Origin of the sequence: Anaerosalibacter sp. Marseille-P3206, assembly GCF_900155565.1 — a bacterium.
In the GTDB taxonomy this organism is placed as follows: Bacteria; Bacillota; Clostridia; order Tissierellales; family Sporanaerobacteraceae; genus FUHM01.
The window spans coordinates 1,860,828-1,886,021 of sequence record NZ_FUHM01000002.1; the positions used below are offsets into that span (position 1 = coordinate 1,860,828).

Genomic DNA, 25,194 nt, shown 5'->3' on the forward strand with positions numbered 1-25,194 from the left:
GAATTTAATATGATGTATTTAGTTGAAAATACTTTTATAGATAAAGAAACAAAGGAATTACACGAAAAGGGAACTATTTACAAAACTGATAAAGAAGAAAGAGCTGAAGAACTTAGAGAAGGAGGTTTTTTAGGAGCTGAATTGGTAGTAAAAGAAGAAAACGAATCTTCTGAAGAAGAAACACCTAAGAAAGAGGAAGAGTCAAAGGGAAAGAAAAAATAATCTCCGTTTTGGAGGTGGTTAGATGATATTAGATTTACAAGAAGCTAAAGAATGGCTCAGAATTGATTATGATGAAGATGACATGCAAATACAACTTTTAATCGATACCGCAGAAACATATTTAAAAGATTCAATAGATGATTTTTATAAAAAAATAGTACACGATACAGATGGAAGTTTTAAAAATAAGGCTAAACTAGTAATGCTGGTCCTTATAACTAACTGGTATGACAGTAGGGACTTTACTGAATTAGATGCAGATGAAAAAGTCAGGTATACAATTACTTCATTAATGAAACAAATGTCATATGGTTATGAGGTGACGTAGATGAGTAGAATGACAAGTAAGTTAAGAAATAAAGTTGATGTATATACAAAACAGAAAGTAGAAAACGAATTAGGAGAAATTGAATACAAATATGCTAAATTAAAAACTATATACACACAAATAATACCCAAAACATCTACTTTAAAAGATGGCCAAGCAGAAACTGAATATGTAGAGTCTACTCATAAATTTAAAGTCAGAATTAAATCCTTACCTGAACTAGATAACACTTATCGATTTGCATATAAGGGACAAACATACGAAGTAAAATACTTTGATCCGGATTATCGAAGCAATGAATTCTATGACGTATATACAAGGTTGGTGATAGAGTAATGGCTAAAGATGGTTTTGATTTTAGTGAACTAAGTGAGCTCGAAGAAGATTTATTAAATTTAGCTGGTGAAGTTGAAAATGGAAAACAAGCTAAAAGGTTTTTAAGAAACAAAGGAAATAAATTAAAAAGAAGGACATTAAAGGTCGCTAAAGCAAAGGTTAAAAAGAAAAGCGGTAATCTATTCAAAGGAATTAAAAGAGGGAAACCTTATAAATACTATGTAGACGGTAGCTGGGCTGTAAGAGTTTATGCTGGATCACCTGCTAATCACGCACATTTACTTAATGATGGCCACAGAATAGTAGACAAAAATGGAAACGAACATGGCTTCAAAGAAGGCTATCACTTCTTTGAAGAAGCTGCTGAAAAATATGAAGAAGAATATTATGATGATGTACAGGATTTTATAGATGAATTGTTGGATGAACATGGATTCTAGGTGGTGATTAAATTGGTTAAATATACTGAAATCCATAAAGCTATAGTTAATAAATTGAATAAAACAGGAATAAATACTACTTCAAAAGATGTGAGTGAAGGCTTTGACAGACCTTCATTTTTTATTTCTTTAGACAATATCAAAGCTAGTGATTTTATGAGGGAAGCCTTAGATAGGGAAATAACTGTAAGGATATATTATTTCTCTACAACTGTAGATAACAACAGAATAGAATTATTGAACATGCAGGATAAACTTAATGAAATATTTTTAGAAGATAATTTAATAAGAGCCAATGAATATGTGAATATAGAAATTGACGAATTAGAATTCAATATAATCGATAAAGTTTTACATTGTTATTTCGATATAAGGTTATGTGAAAACTACGATAGAGTTGACGATACTCCAACTATGGAAGAATTACAAATAGAAAGGAAGGGATAATATGGCTGATATAGGAATGCCCAAAATAGATATTGTTTTTAGAGGTTTAGGCACTAGTGCAGTACAACGTTCATCTGGCGGAAGGACAGCGGTATTGATTATTAAAGACGATACCGATACTACTTCCGCCTTTGCTGAATATAGAGGAATAGATGATTTAACAACGGAAGAACAAGCGAAATACACACCTGAAAACGTGCAATATATTAAAGAAGCATTAGAAGGAATTCCTAAAAGATTAATAGTTGTTAGAATGGCTAAAACACTAGAGGGCGAAAGTAGCTTAACAGATTTATTAAAAGCAATAAAAGGCAAGGTAGAAATGAATTGTTGGATAGGAATGGCAGATGCAACCCAACAAGAAACTGATGATTTAGTTAGCTTTGTAAAATCAAGTGTAACAAATGATAAGAAAAGATATAAAGCATTAGTTTATAAAGCTACTAAACCAGACGATATGCACATAGTAAATTTAACTAACGAAGGTGAAAATAAATCTATACCATATATGTTAGGCTATCTAGCAGGGCTAAGTTTAGACATGAGTGCTATTGCTAAACCTCTAAAGATTGACAGTGTAATCGAACCTGACGATTTAGATACAGCTATCAACAACGGAGAATTTATTCTCTACAATGACGAGGGCGAAGTTAGAGTTGCTAGAGGAATAAATTCGCTGGTAACAACTGGTCAAGGTATTACTGATGATATGAAATTTATTTTAATAGTAGAAGTAATGGATATGATTTATACAGATATCTACACTACATGGAAGAGATTTTACAAAGGTAAGTATAAAAATTCATTAGATAATCAAATGCTTTTAATAGGCGCTATCAATTCTTATTTTAAAGCACTTGCTAATGATTTAATATTAGATCCTAACTTTGAAAACAAAACTAGAGTAGATGTTGAAAAACAAAGATTAGCTAACATACCTAAATATGGAGAAGAAGAAGTTGCCACATGGGATGACAATAAAATAATGGAAATGACAGTTGGTACTAATGTATTTTTAGCTGGAAATATAAAAATTTTAAATGCTATGGAAGATTTTGACTTTGAAATAACTATGTAAAGGAGGGTTAATACATGCCTAGAGCAGAGAATAGAAGTAATAATTATTGGAATGGATCTAACGGAGATCTATGGGTAAATGATTCAGATTGGGACAAAGTAAAAAGTTTCAATTTAAAAATGATACTGGAATGGGAAGATGTTCCTAACGGATTATCTACTGACAGAGTATTGATGGGTTATGGCTATGAAGGAGCTTTCACATATAGAAAATCTGACAAAAACTACAACAAGGCAATAGATTTATTATTTGCAGAATATGCAGCTGGGAGAGTTCCTGATGTGAGTATAGTGGCGAAGGCATATAATAAAGCTACTGGTAAAAGACAACGAATAAAAGTAACTGGAATCACATTTGATGAGATTGATTTACAAAGTTGGGAAGAAAAATCAGTTGGAGAAATAGAAATGCCTTTTAAAGCCAGTGATGTAGAAATATTAGAATAAAACACTATAGTATGGATAGGTTAATTTAAGCGCCTTAGAAACGGTTCTAGGGCGTCATTTATTTTCACTTTTATGTAAAAAAAGGAGGAAAAAGAAATGGGTAAAAAAGCTACATTAGCAGAAATAATTGCAAGAAAAAAACAAGGCGAAATGGATAAAATGCAAGTCAAATATTATTCTAGTGAAGTCTTAGGTATGGATATAGAAATCAGAAAAATACCTTTATCACAGTATATGGATTTAATTGATGAAGTAGAGGAAGGCAATAGCATAGAAGGCATGAATAAATTAATCTATGAATGCTGTCCAATGTTTAAAGAAAATGCAAAAGAAGCTATGGAAGTATATGAAGTAGCCACTCCTACTGATTTACCAAGTGCAGTGCTGGAAGATCAGTTAAATGAAATTAATGGCATTATAGAGGTTATCAACTCTTTTTATGGTCTAGAAAAAATAGATGTTGATATAAAAAACTAATAAGAGATGATGGAGAATTTCAGATGTATGCCTATTACTTGGATAAAGGACATACATTGGATTCTTTATTATCTCTTTCTAATTTAGAAAAGATTTTTTATATAGAAGCTATGAATTATGCTATAGAAATGGAGAACGAGAAATATAAAGCCTTATTTGGGAAGTAGGTGAGGAAGTGGCAAAACAGATTAATACTGTACTTTCTCTAAAGGATAAAATTTCACAACCTCTAGTTAAAGTGTCCAAGAATGTAGATAAAGTAACTAGGGAAATGAAGAAATCTCAAAATCAAATTGAAAAGTGGAAAAATAAATCTGTAAAAGCAATGGATAAAGTAATTAAGAAATCGGTTAAAGTTGGAGCAGCGATAGGGGCAGCAGTTGGAACTATAGCGGTAAAAGTCGGTTTTGATGGAATGAAAGAGTTAGATGCTGCTAGTGCAAAGGTAAAGTCTATAGCCGGAAATTCTCTTGATCTAAAAAATATCCAAGAAGATCTATTGAAGACATCCAATAAAGCTGGTATCGCAGTTGAAATGTTGGGAGATACACAGTATTCAGCCATATCGGCAGGTATCAAGGCTAAAGATAGTGTAATGGCTAGTGTTCAAGCTAGTAAATTAGCAGTAGCGGGTTTCACTGATTCTAATAGTGCTTTATCCGTAATGGCTAGTACAATGAATGTATTTGGCATGGAAGGCAAGAAGGCTATGGAGGATATATCAGATAAGCTTCTAGTCACTCAGAATCTAGGGGTTACAGATGTTCAAAAATTATCGGAGAGTTTAGGGTCCGTTACCCCAATAGCTAAAAGTGCTGGGTTATCACTTGATGATGTTTTAGGTTCTGTAGCCAGTTTAACAAAAGGCGGTCTTGAAACTTCTCAAGCTATGACTTCTTTAAAAGGCATGATGTCTAATGTTATAAAACCGTCAAAACAAGCCCAAGAGGAAGCACAAAGATTAGGATTAGATTTTAGCGTTGCAGCGATTAAAAGCAAAGGCTTTGCTAATTGGTTAGAGGAAGTGAAGAGTAAAACAAAAGGCAACACAGATAGCTTGGGTAAGCTATTTGGAAACGTCAATGCTTTAACTGGTGCATTAGCTTTAACAGGGGATGGATTTGAAGAATTTAAGGAAATCTTAGGAGAAGTAGAGAATAGTACAGGAAAAACAGAAGAAGCATACAAGACCATGACTAATACAATAGGGTTTAAATTAGACAAAATGAAAAATAGATTCAAAAATACTTTTACATCTATAATGAATACTCAATCAGGTGCTATTGGTGAAAATATAGATAAAATAGATACATGGCTAGAAAACAACGAAAATAAAATACAACAGTGGGTACAGTCTATCGGCGAAGGTGTAACAAAGATAATTAATTTTATAAAAAGTGTAGTAAGCTTTATAAAAAAACACGAAAAAGCTATAACAACTGTAGGCGTATTCGTGTTGAGTATGTATAGTGTGATTAAAGTAATAGGCACTGCTAAAAAAGTATTAACCGGATTAAATAATATAGGAATGTTGGTGAATGGCACATTAGCTATGACACCTCTTGGATGGTTGGTACTTGCGATAGGGGGAGCTATTGCAGCAGGATATGCACTATATAGAAACTGGGATATGGTAAAAGAAAAGGCTGGAGACTTAGGGTATGGAGTTGTAGCAGCTATGGAGAACATGGAAACAGGACTAAAAAACATATTCAAAGGCATAGGAAACTTCTTTATTGATTGGGTTATAAATCCTATTATTAAGGGCCTTAATATGCTTAGTTTTGATATTCCGGAGTGGGTACCTAAGTTTGGTGGAAAGCACTTTGGGTTTAACTTAAAAACCGTAAACAAGTTTGAATACGAAGGATTTAAGTCTCTTAAGAAAGGGAAATACGATACAAAGCAAGGCATGGTTACTGGTGGCGGAAAACAAATGCTAGGTTTTGCTAAGGGAACTTCCTATTCTCCAGCTGGTTATGCAAAAATCCACGAAGAAGGTGGAGAGATAAGAAAATTATCCTCAGGAGAAACAATAATACCCGCCGATAAATCTGATAGATTATTGAAGAATAAAACTCTTGGAGAAGATCTGAAAGTCGATGTAAAAATCTATGGAAATATCTATGGCGATGATGAAATTGCTGATAAGGTAGGAAATACTGTATATAAGAAAGTAAAAATAGCATTAGAAAATGTTTAGGAGGTGGTAGAGAATGGGGGATAAAAGCAATATAGTCTTTAGTGCAAACAACAGAGAAGAAGTAATGATATTGCCAGTAGTACCAGAAATAGAAGTTGAGAAACCTCAAAACAATGAACAGTTTGAAACTATAAATAATGGTACTTTAAATTTAATTGGAGATGAAGGGCTTAGAACATTTTCTATCACTTCAATATTTCCTTCTCAAAAGTATATATGGTTAAAGTCTGGAAGTGTAGCAGAGCCTTTTAAATATGTAGATTTTTTCAATAAATGGAGAGCAAAGAAAGTACCACTTAGAATAGTTACAAGTAGGCCAGACGGACGTGAATGGTTTAATATGGCTTGTTTAATAGATAATTTCACATTCAAAGTAAGACGAAATGGAGATATAGCTTATACTTTAGATGTAAGTGAATATCCATTTGTAGAGGGTGTATAGCATGAATAATTACACTATAAATTTAATAAAAGATAATGGTGGCAATAAAAATATAACTAATATAAGTAGTGGCTTAAGCTGGAAAGATAGCATAGATACTTTAGGAATGGAATTAAACTTTACTACTGGAAGAAGTACAATTGATAGATATATGAAAGGTTATGATTTGGTTGAGATAGGGGATAAAATAATACTACTTAACAATAGCAAAGAACTGTTTAGAGGAATTATAGTAGATTTAGGAATCGATAAATATTCTAAAGCTATTACAGCGTTTGACTATGCCTTTTACTTAAATCAATCCAGGACCATAATTCAATTTAACAAAGTAAAAGCAGATGATGCTATAAAACAATTATGCAATAAATTTAATGTACCTATAGGTAATATAACATCTATACCTACAACTATTACTAAAATATATAAAGATGATACTGTAGCAGATATAATTAGAGATATATTGAAACAAGCCACAGATGCCCTAAGAATAAAATATAGGTTAGAGATGAAGGCTGGAAAATTATATATAGAAAAATATACAGATTTAGTTATAAAGCCAAAGTTTAAACCTGCTCCTAATATAGCTCCTTTTAATCCTTTAAAAGCAATAGGAAGTATAAGTAAAACTGAATCGATAGCAGATATGAGAAATAGTATATTAATAAGCTCTAGTAATGAAAAAAGTAGTAGAGTGGTTGCTACTGCTAAAGACGATAAAAACATAGCTAAGTTTGGACTCTTGCAAGATGTTGAAAGCGTAGATGATAAGAATATAGCACAGGCTAAGGTAATTGCTCAAAACAAACTTAAAGAATTAAATAAAGTAAATGAGGACATATCAATAACCATACTGGGTGATGATAATGTAAGAGCAGGCAGAATACTAGAAATAGACAATGATACGTTTAAGCTAAAAGGACAATATCTAGTTAAAGATTGTATCCATGCCTATCATAATAGAATTCATACTATGGATTTAACTTTAGAGAAGGTGATATAGATGTGGGATGTAGGATTGGCTCAAATGTTTAAGGAAAGGGATAATAAAAGTAATATAGGTCCTTGTATTGGGAAGGTAGTAGGAATTAATCCTTTAAAAGTATCTATATTAGATGGACAAGTAATTTTATATGGAGATCAATTAATAAAGTGTAGTCATGTAGTAAATTTAATTATGAGTGAAGAAGTATTGATCATACCTGCTGAGAATGAGCAGGTATTTTTTATAGCTGGTAAGGTAGGTGATTAGATGTTTCCTACACTAAATTTAGATAATATCGTAAAGGAATTACAAGTCGAAGAAAAGAAAAATCAAGGAAAAACCTTCCTGTATGATTTTAAAAAAGGTGATTTTGCAATAAGAGGTGGCAGACTTGTAGAAGTAGAAGGCAAAGAAGCCGTAAGGGTTTGGATAGAAAAAATACTAAGAACAGAGAAATTTAAGTTTGAAGTATATAAAGAGGATGAAGGAATTGATGAATATGGTATTAGTATTAAAGATTTAATCCAAGGCAAAAAAGTCCCTCAATTCTTTCTACAATCTGAGCTAAGAAGGGAAATAGAACAGGCCTTAAAAAAACATAGCGAAATAGATAGAATAGAAGATTTTAGAACAGAACAAGAATTAGCAACATTAAAAATATATTTCACAGTAATATTAAAGAATGGCGAAACCTTCAATCAGGAGGTGAAATTTTAATTGGAAAGTATAAAAGAAATACACAATAGAATGTTGAAAAATATAAGTGATGAATATGACAAGACCGAGGGGTCTTTTTTTTATGATTCTACTAAGCCAGCAGCAATTGAATTTGCTTTAATGTATATGGAATTGGAGGAAGTAGCCAACAAGCTAGATGTAGAAAACTTATTTGATGAAGAATTAGAAAGGTTTGTATATCAACGTACAGGAATAAAGAGAAAACAGGCTACAAGATCCACAACTATAGTAGTAATATCAGGGGCTGAAGGATCTGGTATAAAAAAGGGTGATTTGGTTGGTACTGATACTGTAAACTTTATTGTCCAGGAAGATATTATAATAGACGAATCTGGCCAAGCAAGAGTATTTGTAGTATGTGAAGAATATGGATTTGTGGGAAATGTACCAGCTAATAGTATAAATAAATTCCCAGTATCAATACCTGGACTAATTGATGTCTATAATCCAGAGCCTGTTACCAATGGCTATAATTCTGAAACTGATGATGAACTAAGGAAAAGATATTATGATAAACTTCAAAGACCAGCCAAAGCAGGTAATAAATATCATTATGAACAATGGGCTAAGGAGGTTGTAGGGGTCGGTGGTGTTAGAGTAGTACCAAGATGGAATGGCCCTCTAACTGTAAAAGTAGTAATAATTGATTCCAACGGCCAACCAGCAAGTAAAGATTTAATTGGCAATGTATTTAATCATATTGAGAGCGAAAGGCCATTCGGTGCTAATGTAACAGTTGTAAGTGCTACGCCGGTAACGATAAATATATCGGTTACTTTGGTATTAGTGGAAGGTTATGAGGAACTACGGGTAAAAGAAAATATATCTAAAAACATATCAGAATACCTAAAATCCATAGCATTTAAGACTGATTACGTATCTTATGCACAGATAGGAAGTATTATTTTAGATACAGATGGTGTGCTGGATTATTCAGATTTGCTAATTAACAGTGGTATATCAAATATACCTATTTTAAATGAAGAAGTAGCTATAATGGGGGTGATTAATCAATGAATCATATGTCAGTTTATTTAAAGAATAAAGTTTTAAACGAGAACCTACAAAATGTATATGTAGGTCTTTTTAATGAAGATGTAGAAGTATCTAAGGCTAGTTATAAAAGACAACCTAGTGTTTTTGTATCGGCTACAGAAGGACAAACTTCGAATAATGCAGATATATTATTTCCGATAGCAGCAGAAAGTTGGGGACCTATTACTCATATAGGAATTTATGATAGTTTGAATGGTGGAAACCTACTCTTTAAATCTCCAGCAGAATTTGTAAAGACAATAGATGTTTCAAGTCAATACAAGATACCTAAGAATTATCTAATAGTAAGGTTAAGGTGATGTAAATGCATCCAATACAGGAATTACAATGGGGACAAGTTAATATTCATACGTGGCAAGACCTAAGCCCACATATGTGGGAATGTTTTAGATTAGCTTTAATGGAGGCAGAAACAGAACAAGAAGTCCAAGGTGTGGTATTAGAATATTCTAAGGCCTTTAACGAAGTTATAACTGAACTAAAGGGCCAAGGGGTAAGAGTAGAGTTTTCTCCTACTATAGTTTCTACAACTACAGAAATGATAGTAAATATAGTAGTTAGTAAAAGGGATTATAAATCGGCTATGCTTGAATATCTACCTTGGTATGAAAGAAAATCCATAATATTTGACAGTATCTTAAATGCCTATGACAAGGAATTCAGACAATTAGAGCAAGGTTTGGATATTGTAGATAGAAATATGTTATTGGATACTGCAATAGAAAAGTTAAATATTTATGAAAGAGATTTGGGAATAAAAGCTATTCAAAATCTAAAATATGACCAAAGAAGGGAACAGATTTCCAGTAGGTATATAGCCAGTTTTGACCAAACTACAGAGGAAACTATAAAATCAGTTGCACAGGCATATTCAAATGGTGAAGTAGAGGTAAATCCTACTGATACAGATGGATTATATGAAATTAAGTTTATAGGTTCCAGAGGTGTACCTAATAATTTAGAAGGATTAAAACAAGCCTTAGATATAGTCATTCCAGCTCACTTAGGACTAACGTATAAATATACTTTTACCCCTTGGGAAGATTTGAAATTAAGAACTTGGGGAGATTGTCTACCTAAAACTTGGAATGAATTAAGAGTATGGGAAGGAGTGATTTAATGGAATTAACAGAAAAACTTAATTTAAAGAAACCTGACTCAACTGATTATGTTAATGTTAATGATCTAAATGACAATATGGATATTTTGGATCAAGAGGTTGGAGATTTAAAAGATGATTTAACGACGCATAAGGCAGAAACAGCGTCACTAATTAAGATTAAAAAAGATGTAACAATAATGGCTAGTGGATGGGTTGATGATAGTTTAGTTAGTGGATTTTGGAAGTATGAAATATTAGATGCAGATATAACAGCAGATACAGTAGTAGATGTAAATATTCATTTAGGAGATTTAGAAAAAGCTAGTAGCATTAAGTCGGCTAATTTGAGTAGTAATGGTAAGGTCACTATATATGCAGATGAAAAGCCGACGGCTAATTTGACTTGTGATTTAAAGTTAATAAGGCAGGTGAGTTGATATGGCAGTTGGTAGAGTTAATGTCGGTGGGGTGGTTATAGAAACTATTGATAAGTTAGGAATATTTGATGAAACTGAAACTGCAATGGCCTATAATAACATCCTGAGTGATGGTGGAATGTTTTTGTTTGCATCAGCTGGAAACCAAATCTTTAAATTTGACCTACAATTCAATATAATCGCAAGTGCAAATGTAACTATAGGTAAATCAAAAATAAACTACGATAATGGGTTTTTATATTTTAGGACAGGGACAAGAGGAATAACCAAATTAGATATATCAACAATGCAGTATCAGGAGTTTACAGATAGTGATTTTTCATCTACTGATATATACGCTTTTGATGACGATTATATGTATCTATTAGGTTCAACTTTTGTTGTGAAAGTAAATAAATTTAATATGTCAGTAGTAAGTAGAGCATCTGTAAAAAACAGTCTAAACACAAACGAATATGCTAATACATTGGTAATTGATGATGAATTTATTTATGTAATTAGCTCTATAAATTACAATAGCAATGTTGGGACTTTTGTAACTAAAGCCGGTAAACAGGCTTTAGACATAATTGAATCCAAAAAAATTAGCGATGATTACTATCATTATCCCCATGCGATTTTAGATGATGGTATTATCTATGCTGCTTCATCTATTTCATCTGGACAATCGCTAATAAAATTGAGGTCTAGTGACCTTGTTATAGTAGCATCGGCTAGTCATATGAGTTTTTCTACTTTTTTAGTAGATAAAAACAATTTATATTTGAACGGAGGCAGTACATTAGTTCGAAAGGTAGATAGAAATACGTTGGTTGAAATTTGTAAAACAATTAATTCATATCCTACCACTACGCAATCACACCCAAAACATCCTACTGAACTAGTTGGTGAGACTATATTTGCAATAGGGAATGTTGGAGGTACTGCGCCATTCAAGATATATAAAATAGCAAATACAATCAGCAGAAGGAGGAAATAAAATGATTTACGTATTTGAAAATCCAAATAATGGAGCAAGTGTTGTATATGATGAAACAACATTAACAGAAAAAGACAAATCTAAAGGAATAGCAATAGAACAATTACCTATAAAAGAGGAAATTGAAGGTAAGATTGCAATACTAAAATGCAGAAAATCAACAAATGAAGTATGGTATGAGTATGAGGACATACCTGAATCAGTAGAGGATGAACAAACTAAAAAAATAGCAGAATTAGAAACTGCATTACTAGAAATGACTACATTAAATGCTATCCAGCAAGCACAAAATGAGCAAGCTATTATGGAACTAACTATGACGATAGGAGGAGGAATGTAATATGTTTACAACAGAAAGTGCATTAGTACAGATTTGGGCAAGAAATGTAATAACAGAGAAAAATCCTAATGGTACTTATACAAGGGAACAAGTACCTAATTTAAGCAATTTAAGAGAAATGGTATATGCAGTATTAGATGCAGAAGAACAAGTAGCTTAGTGAAGATAAGGTTATTTATGTGCAACATCAATAACACCTAGGAGGGTGTATTTTTATGCCCTTCTGGATAATTTGACGGAGGTGGAATATGGAAGAGAACATTTGCAGAGAAAAGCATAAGAGAATTGACGAAAGGCTAGATGTACACGATACTAGATTGAATAATCACTCAGAACGTATAGACAAATTAGAACAGTATCAGAGCAAAACAGAAACTCAAATAGCGAATCTATGTGAGCAGATAAAGAACCTAGTGACTACAATGAGGTGGTTTATTGGCCTTATCGTAGGTAGTATGGTTGGGTTTTTCATTTGGTATGTACAAACTTTGGGGAGGTGAGAAAATGAGTAATTTCAGAATACTAACTACAGAACAATTATTGAAAGAGCTAGATAGGTATAAATTTAAACAACTGCATATTCATCACACATGGAAACCTGAACATAAAGATTTTAAAGGCAATAACCATATTGCTATGCAACAAGGAATGTATAATTACCATACTAAAACTTTAGGATGGCAAGATATTGGACAACACTTATCATTATTCCCAGATGGTAAATGGGTAACTGGCAGACCTTTCAATATTACCCCTGCAAGTATTAAGGGGTGGAATACTGGAGCCTTAGCTGTAGAGATGATAGGTAATTTCGATATAGGTCATGATGCATTGGGAGGAAAGCAGAAAGAAAACATATTGAAACTTGTAAAATATTTCATAGATAAATATGGAGAAGGATCTATTAAATTTCACAGAGAGGGGCCAGGAGTAGCAAAAACTTGTCCTGGTACGAGTTTAAATAAGGCTAAACTAATTCAAGATGCTAAAAATTTAGGGAAGGTGAATAAAATGGCGAACAAAAAAGAAGATAACACTCCTAGCACTTGGGCCAAAGAAGGATGGGAATGGGCAAAAAAAGAAGGTTATTTAGATGGGAAAAGGCCTAAGGAGCCGATTACTAGAGAGGAAATGGCTATTGTGATTAAAAGGTTGGTAGATAAAATTGGATAACATAGATACAAAGGAATTAGAAAGATTAATAAAAAAACAAAAGGAGAATAAGAAAAAAGGCAGGTTTAGTAAATTTATAGTAGTATTAGTAATTCTATTAAACGTAATATTTACAGCTGGAATATTTTATGTATTTACAAGGGTAGGGAATGAACCATCTACACTAATTGTATCTTGGTTTGGATTCACTACTGTAGAACTATGGAGCTTGTCCAAAATTAAGAGGGAGGCAAATAAATGAATATTGATATAATTGTAAAAGTATTAATACCGATTTTAGGTGCTATCTTAACATATTTGATAGTGCCTTTTGTTAAGTCTAAAACTACTAAACAGCAGAGAGACAATATCTATTTTTGGGTACAAGTTGCAGTAGGAGCAGCAGAGCAAATATACGCAGGAAAAGGGCAGGGCAAACTAAAGAAAGAATATGTAATAACTTTCCTACAATCTAAGGGAATAAATATAACCATACAAGAATTGGATGTACTTGTAGAAGCAGCAGTAAAGGAATTAAATTTAGTGCAAAGGAAAATCGAATAGATTTAATTGGGCCAGGGTTAATTCCCTGGTCTTTTTTTGTGCCTAAAATTAATTAAAAACATTTCGACATTATTCTACATATAAGCTATAAGCTAGTTGTTGCAACGGTTACGTGAATTAAAATAGTTTTGTATAAACCTTGACATAACAAACGATATCGTTTATAATTATATATAGATAAACGAAGTCGATTAAAAAATAATTCAAGGAGGTAACAAAATGAAAAACATATTTAAGGAAGCTCATGAAATGACAAGAAAAATGAAAGAACGTTACCCAGAGGTAGATTATCAAACACAATTCGGTCTATACGTTAGCTACCTCTTTGAAGAAGGAAAGGAGGAAGAAGAAGTGAAGGAATTGAAAGGGACTCCAAAACAAATAGCTTGGGCAGAAGATATTAGGACAAAGTTTTTAAAACAAATAGGAGAAGCTGAAGAAAGAATAGCAGATAGGCAGAATGAAAAAGCAGATACATACAGGGCAATGTTCGCAAACGCAAGAGAAAAAATAGTAAATATCGAAGATTCAGCTTGGTTCATAGATAACCGTAACGAGTGTGGCATATCTATAGCAAAAATATTACTTAAAAAATAACAAAGAAAGGTCTAGGAGGTACCTTCAAACTTCCTAAATAAAATTGTTGGAGGGATTAGAATGAATATTAAGGAAGTGGCAGAAAAAGAATTAAAAGAAATGGGATATGGGAAAAATGAAAAAGCCCTTTTCTATCTTGGATGTATGGTTAGAAAAGTAGATAAAAAGCAATGTGCACTAAAAGGTCATTCGAGTTTTGCAAATAGAATTTTCAATAAGTATGAATTTGAAGCAAACATCAAAAGGCTGTACACAGGCACTATTGAAAAAGTAGTAGAGTATAACATTGAAAGCGAAGTTGAATGGGCTATGAAGGGGTTTGTTGAAAATTATACAGAAGAAATTGAAAAAATGAAAAATGAAGAAAAACAGTTCTATCTTATATCTGGTTCAGCTTTTGCAGGGGTAGCCCAAGTAGATGAAGTTATGACATTTAAAGAAGCGAGTGAGAAATGGAACGTTAGCACTTCGAATCTAAGAAACAATGTTAGAAATGGAAGATTTGAAGATGATGAAGTTAGAAAATCCGGTGAAGTTTGGCTTGTGGCAGAAAGTGCAATGAAAAGATTATATGGAAAAAAAGAGGAGGAATAAAAAATGTTAAAGGAAAAAATATTTAATAAAAACAACATTAGAAATTATGGCATGGAGGTAAAAAATTCCTATCTAACACCAGATAGCATTGAGTGTATGTCAATCAAAACACGAAAAAGCATACTAGAAAAACTAGAAAGTTACAACGATACCGATATAGTAGTTGTGGTAGTGACAGGTGACCTTGTAGAAGATGGAGTAGAACTATATGGAATATATCTAGAAGAAGAAGTATCTGAAAAATCATGCTGGCACTCATGGGGAATGCCGACAGGTAGAGCAAAGTCTATGATGAAAGAAGGAAAGTATATAGAAGCTGATGAATATTGGAAGGTCCAAGGCTAGGAAAAACCTAGTCTTTTCTTTTGCCAAAAATAAAGGAAATAAGGTTTCCCTTCTCTCCTTTGCTCATTTTAGAAAATTCTACACTAACTCACCAGTGTAGATTCCTTATAGGTAGTCTAATCAAACTAGTCATATAATAATAATACATGTTTCAAATCCTAATAGGTAAACTATTGACTAGTTCCAAAAATAAATATATCAGAAAATTCAAAACGTGTCAATGAATTTTTCTCGAAAATATTTACGCCAGTTTTTTTATTTTGCCAATGAATTTACTAATCTCCAATCTTGCACAAAAACAACTCACATATCTAACATAAGACAAGTTTTATCCCATACGGTAATGTAATTGGTATAGCAACATACGAAAATGCAATACAAGCTAAATACGAGGGTTTGGCGAACTATTGTATATTTTGCATAAGTTTAGAAGGAATTTCTCTGTTTTTATAGAAATATAAGGTAAAAGAGGTGGTAAAAATGGAGAAAACTAAAATTATATTGGAAAAAATTTTGAAAGCAATGATTGTTATATGTTCATTATTTGGCATTACATGTTCAATTTTGTTTCTTAGAATACATATTAAAAGTTGGCCATTATTAACTTCTATTTATTCATACGAAATAATTTTATTTGTAAATTTAATTATTACATTTTTATTGGCCATAAAATTTAAATTTAAATATTTTAAATGGGTAGCTTTTATTGGTATAATATTAGCTGGGGTTAATTTATTTGGTTTTGGAATATTTATAAAAAGAATATAAGAAAGCTTATGATAAACTCTATTTTTATTGGTTATTTTATCAATTTTATTATTGAAAATGCGTGCCACTTTCCGTGCCATTCGTGCCATAAAAAGCAAAATATATCGTTTTAAATCAAAATGCCAAAAATAAGAATGGCTATTTTACAAGGGTATAAGCTTGTCCCAAACCATACAAAACATAAAACAACTGACTTCGAATCAGTTGGTCGGGGGTTCGAGTCCCTCAGGGTGCGCCAATTATTCACAATAGGGGGAATTTGGGTTGGATGATAAAACCTTTGAATTGATTGAAAAGATGTATAGTGAGTTTAGTAAAAGATTTGATGGACTTGAGAAAAAATTTGATATACTTGAGAATGATAATAAAGAAATGAAAGATGATATCAAATCTGTAAAAGAAAATTTGAATAAAACAAATGTAACTATTGAACATGATTTAATGCCTAAAATAGAGGTATTATTTGATGGACAATTACAAAATATTCAACAGCTAGAAAGAATAGAAAATGCAGTATCAAAACATGAAGATATAATCATGAGAAAGATTAAATAGATTTTTGATGTATAAAAAGAGGACAAGAACTGTCCTCTTTTTTATAATTTTTTTGCAATTAAATTGTTATATTTGGTAATAACCTGATTAAGCTCTTGACTAGCTTTAATTATTTCAGGATCTTGCAAATTAAAATCCTTTCTTTCAATTAACTCATTTAAATTTTCCTTTAACTTGTCTATGTCTTTAATCAATTCATCTATTTCAGACAAGATTAAACACCTCCTAATAAATAGGATGCTTTAAACAAAGAAAAATATACTTTGTAACAAAACACCCTTGTACTTATTATTTAGTACAAGGGTGTTTTGTTATTTTATTTCTATTCTTTTAACAGCTTTTAGCCTAGCGATATCACTCCAATTATCTGCTGTAGCTATTTCAATTCTGGACAAGTCAGTTTTAACTTTTTTCAAATCACTATCGATTGTGATATGTCTATCTGCATTATTTGCTTCCATCAAATCTAATTTTTCTTCTAATTTATTAAACCTATTATTAGTTTCTTCTCTGAAATCATTTAATTCTGTTCTTACTGAACTAATATCACCCTTTAATTCTGTTCTTATTGAGTCGATATCACCTTTTAAGTCTTTTTTGGTATCCTGTAGTTCGAAATAAATTTTTTCCAATAAATCATAAAGTTTATCTTCGCTATTCAAAATTTCACCTCCGTTTTTATGAGATCAATTTAGCCGTTCTAAAAATGTCTTAATATAATTATATATTAAAATGTAACATAAGTATACTATATATTTCAGCCAAAGGAACGTTATTATGACAGGTTAAAAAAGGTTACTTTTTTCCCTGTAGCTGAATAGAATATACAAAGGGGGCATTGACTAAATGTTAAGAAATACATTAAAGAAAATAGGAACAATTGTTATTATTTTTTTGTTGTTTTTAAATAATTGTTATGCAGAAGATATTAAAAATGAGGAAGTTTTAAGAGACTATGTAAGTAAAGGATTTAATGAGAAACAGCTAGAGGAAAGGTATGCACTATTAAGATTTCAAGCAGAAAACAATATAATTGTAAATCCAGTTATTGAAAAGGATACAGAAAAGGCATTGTCAGAAACAGAAAAAGTGATTTTAGACACAATACCAGAAGAAATGAGAAAATTGGAATGGTTTATTGTTATTAACAAGACCAAGAAAATATTAACGGTGTATAACAAGGGCGAGATATATAAAAAATATCCAGTAGCTCTTGGAAAATCTAAAACCCCAACTCCAGATTATAAATTCACTATCATAAATAAGGCAAAGAATCCTCGTTGGGGTGGAATGGGTGGCAGATATAGACCTGTAAAAGGTGGAGCATCTAACAATCCATTAGGTAAGCGATGGCTAGGCCTTTCTACTGAAAAACATAGGGGATATGGAATACATGGTAATTCATCTCCTTACTCTATTGGGCAATATGTATCTCATGGTTGTATAAGAATGATAAATGAAGATGTAGAGGAATTATATGAATATATACCTGTAAAAACAAAGGTATGGATTGGAACAGAAGAAATACTCAAAGAATGGGGAATTGAACAGTATATTCAATATGAAGAAATAGAAGAAGTTTGTGACTCATTGACTTGAAAATTGTTGTCATAATGGAGTGCTAGCTATAATATTATTTAGATATAGGATTAAAAGGAGTGAATGATGTGTATGACAATTTTATGTCTTTAGAGATACTTAGTACCTTTGCAGGTATTGTAGCAGCTACTAGTATTATTGTTCAATTTAGTAAAAGCATTATAAAAAAGAACTTTGGAGATAGTTTTGTTAGGCTTTATACATTCATAATCGCACTTATTTTAAATTTTGTATTTGGAAAAACTGGTTCTGGTATTCAGGGAATAATACTCACTATAATAAATGCACTTATGGTCACATTTGCTGCTATGGGTGGCTATGAAGTATTTTCAGACCCTATGGCACAAAAACAAAGAGTAAAGAATAAATATTGAAATCGAGGCTAGGCCTCGATTTCTTTTAGTTTGTTAGCATCTACCACAAGGTAAAAAGCAGAATAGTATTACTAGAAGTAAGAAGAAGAAAAGTAGTGAATCGTCAAAGCAGCCACCGAATAATCCACATTGTTTATCTGCCATTCAAAACACCTCCTAGGAGAATATGGGATTTTGTTCCCATTATAAAATATGCTAAAAACAAAAAAAGTGTTAATGTATATAAGTTATTTTGAATAATTAAATGAAAGCTAGAATATATTTTATTATCAATACGAAATAGGAGTGTTGTAAATGAGACATATGACTATTATTGATTGCAATGATGGTTTAGACCTTGAAGACAAAGTATATAATTGGATAGAAGACAATGAAGAAGAGATACTGGAGGTAATTGATGTAGAGTTTGAAAACAGAGGCAATATATTCTTTGCAATCATTACTTACGAAGAGAGAACAAATTAAAAAATCCTTGGTGTTGATTAAAAATCAACACCAAGGATTTTTTAATATAATTTTGTTGACAAATATACAATGTTAGTGTACTATGTAGATAGTGCACTAAGACGGAAAAATAATATGGAGGTGAGAAAGTGGAATTTGATGATAAACTTCCTATATATACACAGATTATGAATTACTTAAAGAAAAAGATGGTTTCAGGAGATATAAGTGGGGGTGATAAATTGCCATCTGTAAGAGAGTTGTCAACAGAATTAAAGGTAAATCCAAATACAGTCCAAAGATCCTATCAGGAGTTGGAGAGAGAGGGGTTAGTATATACTCAAAGGGGTATGGGTACATTTGCTACAGAAGATAAAAAAAATATTGTGGAATTGAAAAAACTCATGGCAGTTGAGATTATAAATGTTTTTGTTGAAGAAATGAGATCTTTAGGATTTGATGATGGTGAAATAATTGAAATTATATCAGATAAGATTAATAAGGAGGGTTAAAAATGAGTAGCTTAGTTGAAATAAAAGATTTATCAAAGAGTTATTTTAATAAAAAAGCTCTTAGAAATCTAAACTTAAATATTGAAGATGGTAGGGTAGTAGGAATACTTGGCCCTAATGGTAGTGGGAAAACTACTCTCATAAAGATACTTACTGGACTTTTAAGACAATCAAGTGGAGAAGTACGAGTTGATGGGAAAAAAATAGGTGTAGAAACAAAAGCAATAGTATCCTATCTACTAGATAGAAACTTCTTATACAAATGGATGACTATAGAAGATGCTTTTAAATTTTATGGTGATTTTTATTCTGACTTCGATGAGAAGAGGGGAGAAGAACTACTTAAATTTATGAAGCTTGAAAGGAATATGAAAATTAATTCTCTATCAAAAGGTATGACAGAGAAACTAAATTTAACATTAGTATTAGCAAGAAAAGCAAAGCTTTATATATTAGATGAGCCAATTGCAGGAGTTGACCCAGTAGCAAGAGATAAGATACTAGATGCAATAATTTCAAACTATAACCAAGATAGTTCTATGATTATAACTACACATTTGGTTAGAGATATGGAAAATGTATTTGATGATGTAGTATTTTTAAGAGAAGGAGAAGTAATATTACAAGGAAATGCAGAGAGTTTAAGAGAAGAAAAATGTATGAGTATAGATGAATTATACAAAGAAGTATTTGAAGAATAGGAGGGTTAGACATGGGTAAATATATGAAATATGAGATTAAAGGAAGTTATAAGTTTATATTGGGAGTTTTAGCAATTGTACTAATACTTACTACAGCATTATACAGTTATACATTTAGAAGACAAACAACAGAAGCAATGATGCCAAATGCAGCTTTTACAGGAATAGCTATACTTATAATGCTTGGTGCATTATTTGCAGAATTTCTATATATAGTTGATTCTTTTAGGAAAGAACTATACGAAGACAGAGGATATTTGACTTTTACACTGCCACTTACTGGAAATCAAATACTAGGCTCTAAATTATTGGTAGCAATTATGTGGTTTATATTATTAGGAGCTGTAGTTTTTTTATTCAATGGGTTTATGATTTCTAGATTTATAGAATTTGATGTTAGTCTTGATGATTTATTTCCAAGTTTAGATTTTATTATTAATATTACTATCACATTTATTAGTGGTGTAGTTACTTTGATACTTATCTATTTTTCTATGGCTTTAAGTAGAGTTACATTTAGAAATAAAAAAGTTGGTGGATTGTGGTTTGTAGTATTTTTAGTATTAAATGCTCTAGTTGGATATGCTACTATAAAAATAATAGGAGCTTTTCCATACTATTTAGATTTAAAGGCTTTCAAAGTAGTTAGCTATAATCATATATTAATTAATGGAATGAATACTATATCTGGTTTCTTTAGGAGCTTTGATAAAGGAGGTATGGCTATTACAGCTGGAGGAACCACATTTATTAACTTAGTAGCTTTTGTATTTACCTTAATTATAGGAGTAGTATCTTTCTTGAGCACAGGATATTTAATTGAAAACAAAATTGATTTATAGTTAATATGAAAAATAGCCCAAATTTAGGGCTATTTTTCGTTATTTTACCAAATACATATTGGGTTACAAAATAGTATTACTAATAGTAAGAAGAAAAATAGTAGACTATCATCACTTCCAAATAGGAAGTCTAATGGACCTTGGAATAGAATTACTAATAGCAAAAAGAAAAATAATAAACTTGACTGTTGATCAGGACTACATCCTGTAGCTGCAGGTTTATTTTCAATCATTGAAGGCACCTCCTACTTATTTCTAATATACAGTATGAAATTGGGCATAATTATGTTACTATTAATATTGAAAGGATGTGATAATTTGGATAAAAAGGTAATGATATTCTTTAGTTTGTTTTTCACAATTCTAATATTATTTATACTTATTATATTTATAAGTGAATATAAGAATATGGAAGAGTTAAGGGAAGAATATTCTTATATTTCAGAAGAGGCTTTTTCTTATAAGAAGACTAATTTAAAAATATGGGCAGTAAATTTGATACTTACTTTTATTATTCCCTTTTTAATTTTAAAAACAGGATTATCAAATAAAATTAAGATTTTTGCCCAGAGTAAAACAAGTAATCAATTTTTCATTATAGCTATTTATGTTCTCATATATTTTTTAATTGATTTTATAGTTACTTTACCTCTTAGTTATTACAGTAGTTTTGTTGTTAAACATAGATATGGGCTTTCAAATCAAACCTTTGGAAGATGGGCTGAATTGTTATTTAAAAACTTTTCTTTGAATTTTGTATTGATATTAGGGTTTACTTGGTTCCCGTTTTATTTAATATACAAAATTCCTAATAAATGGTGGTTATATCTAGGTTTATTATCTATTCCTATATCTATATTTGTATCATTTATTAGTCCTATGTATATTGATCCTTTATTCAATAAATACACAGCTATTGAAGATAAAGAGCTAGAAAGAGAAATACGTACTTTATTAGATAAAGCAGGGGTAGGAGATGCAAATATTTATCAAGTAAACAAAAGTGTTGATACAAAAGAAATGAATGCCTATATGACAGGAGTTTTAAAATCTAAGAGAATTGTTCTTTGGGATACTACCATTAACAATTTGACAAGAGAAGAAGTAGTATCTATAACTGCTCATGAAATTGGGCACTATGTAAAGGGGCATATTTGGAAGAGTATTGTTTTAGGAAGTGCTTTTTTAACTCTAATACTATTCCTAATAAATAAAACATCTCTTTGGATATTAAATGGGTCAAATGGATATTTTGGATTTAGACATCTTTATGATATTGCAAGTCTTCCACTTTTAATATTTGTTATAAGTATTTATATGTTTTTTACATCTCCAATTACTAGTACCTATTCTAGAAAACTTGAATGGGAAGCAGATACATTTGAATTAGAACTAGCAAGAAACAAAGAAGCCACTGCTTCATCATTGCTTAAACTTCATGAGGGAAGTCTATCATTACCTAGACCAAGTAAAATCTACAAAATATGGTACTATAGTCATCCATCTTGTGAGGAAAGAGTTAAATTTGCACTAGATTATGAGTATAAAAATAAGCTACCCTAATTAAGGGTAGCTTAAATAATCTTTGAGAGAAACTCCATTACTTGATATTTTAATTTTTGATAAAGTTTTAACTTCAATTTGCCTGATTCTTTCTCTAGTGAGATTATATTTATCTCCTATTTCTTCTAATGTAGCTGGTCTGCCATTTTTAAGACCAAATCTAAGTTCTAATATTTCTTTTTCTCTAGATGGCAGAGTATTCAATATTTTCTCTATATTATTTTTCAAATCATCATCTATAACTATTTCTTCGGTGGATGGTTCATTAGAAGGAATAAAGTCTTGAAGTTCTACATAAGATTCTTCACTATCTAGGCTTAGATTAGTATTAAGAGAAGTAAAATTATAAAAACTATTTCTATAGTAATCAATATTATTGTATTCATTTTCAGTGATTTTGATTTTTTGACATAGTGATTTAACATCAATATTATTGTCTTGCGATTGGTTTAAATTTTCGATTTGGGTTAACTTGTTTACTTTTTCATACATATGAGCAGGTAGTCTTATTAAGTGGCCAGTATTCATTATTGCTCTGTTTATCTCATGATTGATCCAATAGTAGACATAGGTTGAAAAGCTAGTTTCTCTATCTGTATCAAATTTTTCTATTCCACGAATCATTCCTATGACCCCTTCTTGTACTAAGTCTTCAAAGGACAGTGAACAGTAACCCTTCTTTTTATTTTTAGCTGCTATGTATACAAGACCTATATTGTTTTCTATTATTTTATTTCTTGTATTTATATCTTTGTTTTTCTTGTAAGCAAGGAGTAGTTCCCTATTAGAAGGTTTTCTATTTTTACTTACATCAAAGCTATCTAAAGGTTTAGCAGTCATATTTTTCATTTTCATCACCTACTATTAAGTATATTCTACATTTGTTAATAAAATCCTTTAAAAGTAAATAAAAAATTATTGACAATGATTTTGGCTTGTTATATAATATGTATAACAAATAGAAAGGATGAAACAAATGATTGTTAAAATTGATTTTGAATCTGAAACCCCTATTTATGAACAACTTAGAAGACAACTAATTGAAGGTATCGCTATGGGTGAATTACAGATTGGCGAAGAACTTCCTTCTGTAAGACAATTAGCAGAAGACATTGGGATAAATCTTCATACTGTGAATAAGTCTTATAATATATTAAAAGATGAAGGGTATTTAGTTATAGACAGAAGAAAAGGAGCAATGGTTAAAGATACTCTACCAAATATGTCTCAAAAATATTATGAGGGCTTAGAAAGTGAACTTAAATATATTATTGCTGATGTCTTTTGTAGGGGAATGGGAAAAGAAGATTTTTTATCTCTTTGTGAAAAGATCTTTGATGATTATATTAAAAGTAGGGAGAGTGAAATAGATGGAAGATAGAGTTTATATAGTTATTATGAATCTGTTCTTTTATATGATTATGTTAATATTACAAATTTTCATGCCTAAAGTGACTAGAAAAAATATATACTTTGGCATAAGAATACCAGAAGAAGAAGTAAATAGTTTTGAAGTTAAAAATATATATAAAAATTATGTGATAGAAAATATTATTGTAAGTATTCCATCAATAGCTTTACTTTCTTATTGGGCTTATATTACAGACAATATTGTAGTTACTGCTTCTTTACCTATTTTTATTTATATAGGCATATTGTTTATAGTTTATTTACGTGCAAATAGCAAAATGAAGAAATTGAAAGAAGTAAAAAGTTGGGAAAAACCAAAAGAAGAAGTGGTAGTTGATATAAAATTTAGCAAAGAAAAAATAAAAGCAGGAAATGTATCATCATTATGGTTTTTGATTCCAGTAGGTATAGCTTTATTAAACTTAGTAGTTGGATTAAATAAGATTCCTACTTTACCAGATAAAATTCCTACTAATTGGGACTTACAAGGGAATATAACTGGTTATATGGATAAAACTAAATTTGCATGGTTTATGCCTCTTACTCAGCTAGGAACAGCTGGTATACTGTTTTTCGTCTATAAAGTTATTGGTTGGTCAAAACAAGAGATAAGTTCTAAAAATCCAGAGGAATCAGTTAAAAGAAATATCATATTTAGAAGAGTATGGTCTATATATACTCTAGTTATGGGTATTGTTTTAAATATTATTATGACTTTAGCTAGCTTTTATTCTCTTGGAATAATTGGAGGAAGTGTAAACACTATTACAAATTTGTTTTTTATATTTACGATATTGATTATAGTAGCTAGTATTATTATCTCTATAAAAGTAGGTCAAGGTGGAAGTAGACTTAAATTTAATAGTGAGAATGGTTATGAAGAAATGAACAGAGATGATGATGAATTTTGGAAATTAGGAAACACAATATACTATAATCCTGATGATCCTACTCTGTTTATTGAAAAGAGATTTGGGGTAGGGTGGACTGTTAATGTAGGTAGGCCACTGGGAATGCTTTTTATGATTCTTCCTTTTATCATCGTCATAATAACTTTGATAATGGTAAAATAGATTATTTTAGGATATGAAAACAGGCGAAAATTATTTCGCCTGTTTTAT

General features: G+C 30.9%; 43 protein-coding genes. 39 read left to right on the plus strand and 4 right to left on the minus strand.

Features of this window, described 5'->3' with window-relative positions; all coding sequences use genetic code 11:
* Positions 1–9 precede the first annotated feature (9 nt).
* From BQ9840_RS10315 to BQ9840_RS10450, 30 genes are all read left to right on the plus strand, one after another.
* Positions 10–222 (plus strand): hypothetical protein, encoded by a 213-nt coding sequence (locus BQ9840_RS10315; protein ID WP_077369705.1) that lies wholly within the window; start codon positions 10–12, stop codon positions 220–222.
* A gap of 22 nt (positions 223–244) precedes the next feature.
* The gene (locus BQ9840_RS10320) at positions 245–550 is read left to right on the plus strand and encodes a head-tail connector protein (RefSeq protein WP_077369706.1); all 306 of its coding nucleotides are present in this window, start codon (positions 245–247) and stop codon (positions 548–550) included.
* Positions 551–886: a phage head closure protein gene (locus tag BQ9840_RS10325; protein ID WP_077369707.1), complete on the plus strand. Its 336-nt coding sequence runs from the start codon at positions 551–553 to the stop codon at positions 884–886.
* Positions 886–1,326, plus strand: coding sequence for a hypothetical protein (locus tag BQ9840_RS10330; RefSeq protein ID WP_077369708.1), 441 nt, complete (start codon positions 886–888; stop codon positions 1,324–1,326). The genes BQ9840_RS10325 and BQ9840_RS10330 overlap by 1 nt, the downstream gene beginning before the upstream one ends.
* A 12-nt stretch (positions 1,327–1,338) precedes the next feature.
* Positions 1,339–1,773 (plus strand): phage tail terminator family protein, encoded by a 435-nt coding sequence (locus BQ9840_RS10335; protein WP_077369709.1) that lies wholly within the window; start codon positions 1,339–1,341, stop codon positions 1,771–1,773.
* Between the two features lies 1 nt (position 1,774).
* Entirely contained in the window at positions 1,775–2,851 is a 1,077-nt protein-coding gene (locus BQ9840_RS10340) for a phage tail sheath C-terminal domain-containing protein (RefSeq protein ID WP_077369710.1), read from the plus strand.
* A 14-nt stretch (positions 2,852–2,865) separates the two neighbouring features.
* Positions 2,866–3,297, plus strand: coding sequence for a phage tail tube protein (locus BQ9840_RS10345; RefSeq protein WP_077369711.1), 432 nt, complete (start codon positions 2,866–2,868; stop codon positions 3,295–3,297).
* 96 nt (positions 3,298–3,393) lie between these two features.
* Positions 3,394–3,774: a hypothetical protein gene (locus tag BQ9840_RS10350; RefSeq protein WP_077369712.1), complete on the plus strand. Its 381-nt coding sequence runs from the start codon at positions 3,394–3,396 to the stop codon at positions 3,772–3,774.
* Between the two features lie 23 nt (positions 3,775–3,797).
* On the plus strand, positions 3,798–3,941 hold the full coding sequence (locus tag BQ9840_RS12600) for a hypothetical protein (RefSeq protein WP_159436152.1): 144 nt from the start codon (positions 3,798–3,800) through the stop codon (positions 3,939–3,941).
* Positions 3,942–3,949: 8 nt separating this feature from the next.
* Positions 3,950–5,977 carry a phage tail tape measure protein gene (locus tag BQ9840_RS10355; protein ID WP_077369713.1) on the plus strand — a complete coding sequence of 676 codons (2,028 nt, stop codon included), beginning with the start codon at positions 3,950–3,952 and terminating at the stop codon, positions 5,975–5,977.
* Between the two features lie 13 nt (positions 5,978–5,990).
* Positions 5,991–6,419: a hypothetical protein gene (locus tag BQ9840_RS10360; protein ID WP_077369714.1), complete on the plus strand. Its 429-nt coding sequence runs from the start codon at positions 5,991–5,993 to the stop codon at positions 6,417–6,419.
* Between the two features lies 1 nt (position 6,420).
* Positions 6,421–7,419 (plus strand): XkdQ/YqbQ family protein, encoded by a 999-nt coding sequence (locus tag BQ9840_RS10365; RefSeq protein WP_077369715.1) that lies wholly within the window; start codon positions 6,421–6,423, stop codon positions 7,417–7,419.
* Positions 7,420–7,668 (plus strand): DUF2577 family protein, encoded by a 249-nt coding sequence (locus BQ9840_RS10370; RefSeq protein WP_077369716.1) that lies wholly within the window; start codon positions 7,420–7,422, stop codon positions 7,666–7,668.
* A complete protein-coding gene (locus tag BQ9840_RS10375) occupies positions 7,669–8,118 on the plus strand; it encodes a DUF2634 domain-containing protein (protein ID WP_077369717.1) in 450 nt (149 codons plus the stop codon).
* Positions 8,119–9,156, plus strand: a complete 1,038-nt coding sequence (locus tag BQ9840_RS10380; protein ID WP_200804920.1) for a baseplate J/gp47 family protein — start codon at positions 8,119–8,121, stop codon at positions 9,154–9,156. It begins immediately after the preceding gene.
* Positions 9,153–9,494, plus strand: a complete 342-nt coding sequence (locus BQ9840_RS10385; protein WP_077369718.1) for a phage tail fiber protein — start codon at positions 9,153–9,155, stop codon at positions 9,492–9,494. The genes BQ9840_RS10380 and BQ9840_RS10385 overlap by 4 nt, the downstream gene beginning before the upstream one ends.
* A gap of 101 nt (positions 9,495–9,595) precedes the next feature.
* Positions 9,596–10,315: a putative phage tail protein gene (locus BQ9840_RS10390; RefSeq protein WP_159436153.1), complete on the plus strand. Its 720-nt coding sequence runs from the start codon at positions 9,596–9,598 to the stop codon at positions 10,313–10,315.
* On the plus strand, positions 10,315–10,734 hold the full coding sequence (locus tag BQ9840_RS10395; RefSeq protein WP_077369720.1) for a hypothetical protein: 420 nt from the start codon (positions 10,315–10,317) through the stop codon (positions 10,732–10,734). Before BQ9840_RS10390 ends, BQ9840_RS10395 begins: the two co-directional genes overlap by 1 nt.
* 1 nt (position 10,735) lies before the next feature.
* Positions 10,736–11,713: a hypothetical protein gene (locus BQ9840_RS10400; RefSeq protein ID WP_077369721.1), complete on the plus strand. Its 978-nt coding sequence runs from the start codon at positions 10,736–10,738 to the stop codon at positions 11,711–11,713.
* A 1-nt stretch (position 11,714) separates the two neighbouring features.
* Complete coding sequence (locus BQ9840_RS10405; protein ID WP_077369722.1) at positions 11,715–12,053, plus strand: hypothetical protein; 339 nt, start codon at positions 11,715–11,717, stop codon at positions 12,051–12,053.
* Between the two features lies 1 nt (position 12,054).
* Positions 12,055–12,213, plus strand: a complete 159-nt coding sequence (locus BQ9840_RS12760; RefSeq protein ID WP_200804921.1) for a hypothetical protein — start codon at positions 12,055–12,057, stop codon at positions 12,211–12,213.
* 88 nt (positions 12,214–12,301) lie between these two features.
* Positions 12,302–12,553, plus strand: a complete 252-nt coding sequence (locus BQ9840_RS10410; protein WP_077369723.1) for a hemolysin XhlA family protein — start codon at positions 12,302–12,304, stop codon at positions 12,551–12,553.
* Between the two features lie 4 nt (positions 12,554–12,557).
* Positions 12,558–13,226, plus strand: a complete 669-nt coding sequence (locus tag BQ9840_RS10415; protein ID WP_159436154.1) for an N-acetylmuramoyl-L-alanine amidase — start codon at positions 12,558–12,560, stop codon at positions 13,224–13,226.
* Positions 13,219–13,467 carry a hypothetical protein gene (locus BQ9840_RS10420; RefSeq protein WP_077369725.1) on the plus strand — a complete coding sequence of 83 codons (249 nt, stop codon included), beginning with the start codon at positions 13,219–13,221 and terminating at the stop codon, positions 13,465–13,467. Before BQ9840_RS10415 ends, BQ9840_RS10420 begins: the two co-directional genes overlap by 8 nt.
* Positions 13,464–13,769 carry a phage holin, LLH family gene (locus BQ9840_RS10425; protein ID WP_077369726.1) on the plus strand — a complete coding sequence of 102 codons (306 nt, stop codon included), beginning with the start codon at positions 13,464–13,466 and terminating at the stop codon, positions 13,767–13,769. The genes BQ9840_RS10420 and BQ9840_RS10425 overlap by 4 nt, the downstream gene beginning before the upstream one ends.
* A gap of 219 nt (positions 13,770–13,988) precedes the next feature.
* Entirely contained in the window at positions 13,989–14,366 is a 378-nt protein-coding gene (locus BQ9840_RS10430; RefSeq protein ID WP_077369727.1) for a hypothetical protein, read from the plus strand.
* A 60-nt stretch (positions 14,367–14,426) separates the two neighbouring features.
* A complete protein-coding gene (locus BQ9840_RS12765; protein ID WP_143254335.1) occupies positions 14,427–14,960 on the plus strand; it encodes a helix-turn-helix domain-containing protein in 534 nt (177 codons plus the stop codon).
* 3 nt (positions 14,961–14,963) lie between these two features.
* Complete coding sequence (locus tag BQ9840_RS10440) at positions 14,964–15,305, plus strand: hypothetical protein (RefSeq protein WP_077369728.1); 342 nt, start codon at positions 14,964–14,966, stop codon at positions 15,303–15,305.
* Between the two features lie 480 nt (positions 15,306–15,785).
* Complete coding sequence (locus tag BQ9840_RS10445) at positions 15,786–16,073, plus strand: hypothetical protein (RefSeq protein WP_077369729.1); 288 nt, start codon at positions 15,786–15,788, stop codon at positions 16,071–16,073.
* A gap of 264 nt (positions 16,074–16,337) precedes the next feature.
* Positions 16,338–16,628 (plus strand): hypothetical protein, encoded by a 291-nt coding sequence (locus BQ9840_RS10450; RefSeq protein ID WP_200804922.1) that lies wholly within the window; start codon positions 16,338–16,340, stop codon positions 16,626–16,628.
* A 41-nt stretch (positions 16,629–16,669) separates the two neighbouring features.
* Here the strand turns inward: BQ9840_RS10450 and BQ9840_RS10455 are convergent, their stop codons facing one another.
* Both BQ9840_RS10455 and BQ9840_RS10460 read right to left on the minus strand, forming a co-directional pair.
* The gene (locus tag BQ9840_RS10455; protein ID WP_077369730.1) at positions 16,670–16,840 is read right to left on the minus strand and encodes an aspartyl-phosphate phosphatase Spo0E family protein; all 171 of its coding nucleotides are present in this window, start codon (positions 16,838–16,840) and stop codon (positions 16,670–16,672) included.
* 99 nt (positions 16,841–16,939) lie between these two features.
* A complete protein-coding gene (locus BQ9840_RS10460) occupies positions 16,940–17,290 on the minus strand; it encodes a hypothetical protein (protein WP_077369731.1) in 351 nt (116 codons plus the stop codon).
* Between the two features lie 184 nt (positions 17,291–17,474).
* Between BQ9840_RS10460 and BQ9840_RS10465 the strand changes: the two genes are divergently transcribed.
* From BQ9840_RS10465 to BQ9840_RS10485, 6 genes are all read left to right on the plus strand, one after another.
* Complete coding sequence (locus tag BQ9840_RS10465) at positions 17,475–18,227, plus strand: L,D-transpeptidase (protein ID WP_077369732.1); 753 nt, start codon at positions 17,475–17,477, stop codon at positions 18,225–18,227.
* Positions 18,228–18,295: 68 nt separating this feature from the next.
* On the plus strand, positions 18,296–18,601 hold the full coding sequence (locus BQ9840_RS10470) for a hypothetical protein (RefSeq protein WP_077369733.1): 306 nt from the start codon (positions 18,296–18,298) through the stop codon (positions 18,599–18,601).
* Positions 18,602–18,895: 294 nt separating this feature from the next.
* Positions 18,896–19,066, plus strand: a complete 171-nt coding sequence (locus BQ9840_RS12610) for a hypothetical protein (protein WP_159436155.1) — start codon at positions 18,896–18,898, stop codon at positions 19,064–19,066.
* A 128-nt stretch (positions 19,067–19,194) separates the two neighbouring features.
* Positions 19,195–19,557 carry a GntR family transcriptional regulator gene (locus BQ9840_RS10475; RefSeq protein WP_077369734.1) on the plus strand — a complete coding sequence of 121 codons (363 nt, stop codon included), beginning with the start codon at positions 19,195–19,197 and terminating at the stop codon, positions 19,555–19,557.
* Between the two features lie 2 nt (positions 19,558–19,559).
* Positions 19,560–20,258: an ABC transporter ATP-binding protein gene (locus BQ9840_RS10480; protein ID WP_077369735.1), complete on the plus strand. Its 699-nt coding sequence runs from the start codon at positions 19,560–19,562 to the stop codon at positions 20,256–20,258.
* Between the two features lie 11 nt (positions 20,259–20,269).
* On the plus strand, positions 20,270–21,100 hold the full coding sequence (locus BQ9840_RS10485; RefSeq protein ID WP_077369736.1) for a hypothetical protein: 831 nt from the start codon (positions 20,270–20,272) through the stop codon (positions 21,098–21,100).
* Between the two features lie 44 nt (positions 21,101–21,144).
* On the opposite strand, the gene BQ9840_RS10490 is transcribed toward BQ9840_RS10485, so the two are convergent.
* The gene (locus BQ9840_RS10490) at positions 21,145–21,333 is read right to left on the minus strand and encodes a hypothetical protein (protein WP_077369737.1); all 189 of its coding nucleotides are present in this window, start codon (positions 21,331–21,333) and stop codon (positions 21,145–21,147) included.
* A gap of 85 nt (positions 21,334–21,418) precedes the next feature.
* On the opposite strand from BQ9840_RS10490, the gene BQ9840_RS10495 reads away from it, so the two are divergent.
* Entirely contained in the window at positions 21,419–22,663 is a 1,245-nt protein-coding gene (locus BQ9840_RS10495) for a M48 family metallopeptidase (protein WP_200804923.1), read from the plus strand.
* Here BQ9840_RS10495 and BQ9840_RS10500 read toward each other — a convergent pair whose 3' ends face one another.
* Positions 22,664–23,512, minus strand: coding sequence for a sigma-70 family RNA polymerase sigma factor (locus tag BQ9840_RS10500; protein ID WP_159436156.1), 849 nt, complete (start codon positions 23,510–23,512; stop codon positions 22,664–22,666).
* A gap of 127 nt (positions 23,513–23,639) precedes the next feature.
* On the opposite strand from BQ9840_RS10500, the gene BQ9840_RS10505 reads away from it, so the two are divergent.
* Both BQ9840_RS10505 and BQ9840_RS10510 read left to right on the plus strand, forming a co-directional pair.
* Complete coding sequence (locus BQ9840_RS10505) at positions 23,640–24,044, plus strand: GntR family transcriptional regulator (RefSeq protein ID WP_077369740.1); 405 nt, start codon at positions 23,640–23,642, stop codon at positions 24,042–24,044.
* Positions 24,034–25,146 (plus strand): DUF1648 domain-containing protein, encoded by a 1,113-nt coding sequence (locus BQ9840_RS10510; protein ID WP_077369741.1) that lies wholly within the window; start codon positions 24,034–24,036, stop codon positions 25,144–25,146. Before BQ9840_RS10505 ends, BQ9840_RS10510 begins: the two co-directional genes overlap by 11 nt.
* Positions 25,147–25,194: the final 48 nt, after the last annotated feature.

Coding starts and splice junctions, on each gene's coding strand:
- BQ9840_RS10315 (WP_077369705.1), top strand. CDS start 10: ATGATGTATTTAGTTGAAAATACTTTTATAGATAAAGAAACAAAGGAA.
- BQ9840_RS10320 (WP_077369706.1), top strand. CDS start 245: ATGATATTAGATTTACAAGAAGCTAAAGAATGGCTCAGAATTGATTAT.
- BQ9840_RS10325 (WP_077369707.1), top strand. CDS start 551: ATGAGTAGAATGACAAGTAAGTTAAGAAATAAAGTTGATGTATATACA.
- BQ9840_RS10330 (WP_077369708.1), top strand. CDS start 886: ATGGCTAAAGATGGTTTTGATTTTAGTGAACTAAGTGAGCTCGAAGAA.
- BQ9840_RS10340 (WP_077369710.1), top strand. CDS start 1,775: ATGGCTGATATAGGAATGCCCAAAATAGATATTGTTTTTAGAGGTTTA.
- BQ9840_RS10345 (WP_077369711.1), top strand. CDS start 2,866: ATGCCTAGAGCAGAGAATAGAAGTAATAATTATTGGAATGGATCTAAC.
- BQ9840_RS10350 (WP_077369712.1), top strand. CDS start 3,394: ATGGGTAAAAAAGCTACATTAGCAGAAATAATTGCAAGAAAAAAACAA.
- BQ9840_RS12600 (WP_159436152.1), top strand. CDS start 3,798: ATGTATGCCTATTACTTGGATAAAGGACATACATTGGATTCTTTATTA.
- BQ9840_RS10360 (WP_077369714.1), top strand. CDS start 5,991: ATGGGGGATAAAAGCAATATAGTCTTTAGTGCAAACAACAGAGAAGAA.
- BQ9840_RS10365 (WP_077369715.1), top strand. CDS start 6,421: ATGAATAATTACACTATAAATTTAATAAAAGATAATGGTGGCAATAAA.
- BQ9840_RS10370 (WP_077369716.1), top strand. CDS start 7,420: ATGTGGGATGTAGGATTGGCTCAAATGTTTAAGGAAAGGGATAATAAA.
- BQ9840_RS10375 (WP_077369717.1), top strand. CDS start 7,669: ATGTTTCCTACACTAAATTTAGATAATATCGTAAAGGAATTACAAGTC.
- BQ9840_RS10385 (WP_077369718.1), top strand. CDS start 9,153: ATGAATCATATGTCAGTTTATTTAAAGAATAAAGTTTTAAACGAGAAC.
- BQ9840_RS10390 (WP_159436153.1), top strand. CDS start 9,596: ATGGAGGCAGAAACAGAACAAGAAGTCCAAGGTGTGGTATTAGAATAT.
- BQ9840_RS10395 (WP_077369720.1), top strand. CDS start 10,315: ATGGAATTAACAGAAAAACTTAATTTAAAGAAACCTGACTCAACTGAT.
- BQ9840_RS10400 (WP_077369721.1), top strand. CDS start 10,736: ATGGCAGTTGGTAGAGTTAATGTCGGTGGGGTGGTTATAGAAACTATT.
- BQ9840_RS10405 (WP_077369722.1), top strand. CDS start 11,715: ATGATTTACGTATTTGAAAATCCAAATAATGGAGCAAGTGTTGTATAT.
- BQ9840_RS12760 (WP_200804921.1), top strand. CDS start 12,055: ATGTTTACAACAGAAAGTGCATTAGTACAGATTTGGGCAAGAAATGTA.
- BQ9840_RS10410 (WP_077369723.1), top strand. CDS start 12,302: ATGGAAGAGAACATTTGCAGAGAAAAGCATAAGAGAATTGACGAAAGG.
- BQ9840_RS10415 (WP_159436154.1), top strand. CDS start 12,558: ATGAGTAATTTCAGAATACTAACTACAGAACAATTATTGAAAGAGCTA.
- BQ9840_RS10425 (WP_077369726.1), top strand. CDS start 13,464: ATGAATATTGATATAATTGTAAAAGTATTAATACCGATTTTAGGTGCT.
- BQ9840_RS10430 (WP_077369727.1), top strand. CDS start 13,989: ATGAAAAACATATTTAAGGAAGCTCATGAAATGACAAGAAAAATGAAA.
- BQ9840_RS12765 (WP_143254335.1), top strand. CDS start 14,427: ATGAATATTAAGGAAGTGGCAGAAAAAGAATTAAAAGAAATGGGATAT.
- BQ9840_RS10440 (WP_077369728.1), top strand. CDS start 14,964: ATGTTAAAGGAAAAAATATTTAATAAAAACAACATTAGAAATTATGGC.
- BQ9840_RS10445 (WP_077369729.1), top strand. CDS start 15,786: ATGGAGAAAACTAAAATTATATTGGAAAAAATTTTGAAAGCAATGATT.
- BQ9840_RS10465 (WP_077369732.1), top strand. CDS start 17,475: ATGTTAAGAAATACATTAAAGAAAATAGGAACAATTGTTATTATTTTT.
- BQ9840_RS12610 (WP_159436155.1), top strand. CDS start 18,896: ATGAGACATATGACTATTATTGATTGCAATGATGGTTTAGACCTTGAA.
- BQ9840_RS10480 (WP_077369735.1), top strand. CDS start 19,560: ATGAGTAGCTTAGTTGAAATAAAAGATTTATCAAAGAGTTATTTTAAT.
- BQ9840_RS10485 (WP_077369736.1), top strand. CDS start 20,270: ATGGGTAAATATATGAAATATGAGATTAAAGGAAGTTATAAGTTTATA.
- BQ9840_RS10490 (WP_077369737.1), bottom strand. CDS start 21,333: ATGATTGAAAATAAACCTGCAGCTACAGGATGTAGTCCTGATCAACAG.
- BQ9840_RS10500 (WP_159436156.1), bottom strand. CDS start 23,512: ATGAAAAATATGACTGCTAAACCTTTAGATAGCTTTGATGTAAGTAAA.
- BQ9840_RS10505 (WP_077369740.1), top strand. CDS start 23,640: ATGATTGTTAAAATTGATTTTGAATCTGAAACCCCTATTTATGAACAA.
- BQ9840_RS10510 (WP_077369741.1), top strand. CDS start 24,034: ATGGAAGATAGAGTTTATATAGTTATTATGAATCTGTTCTTTTATATG.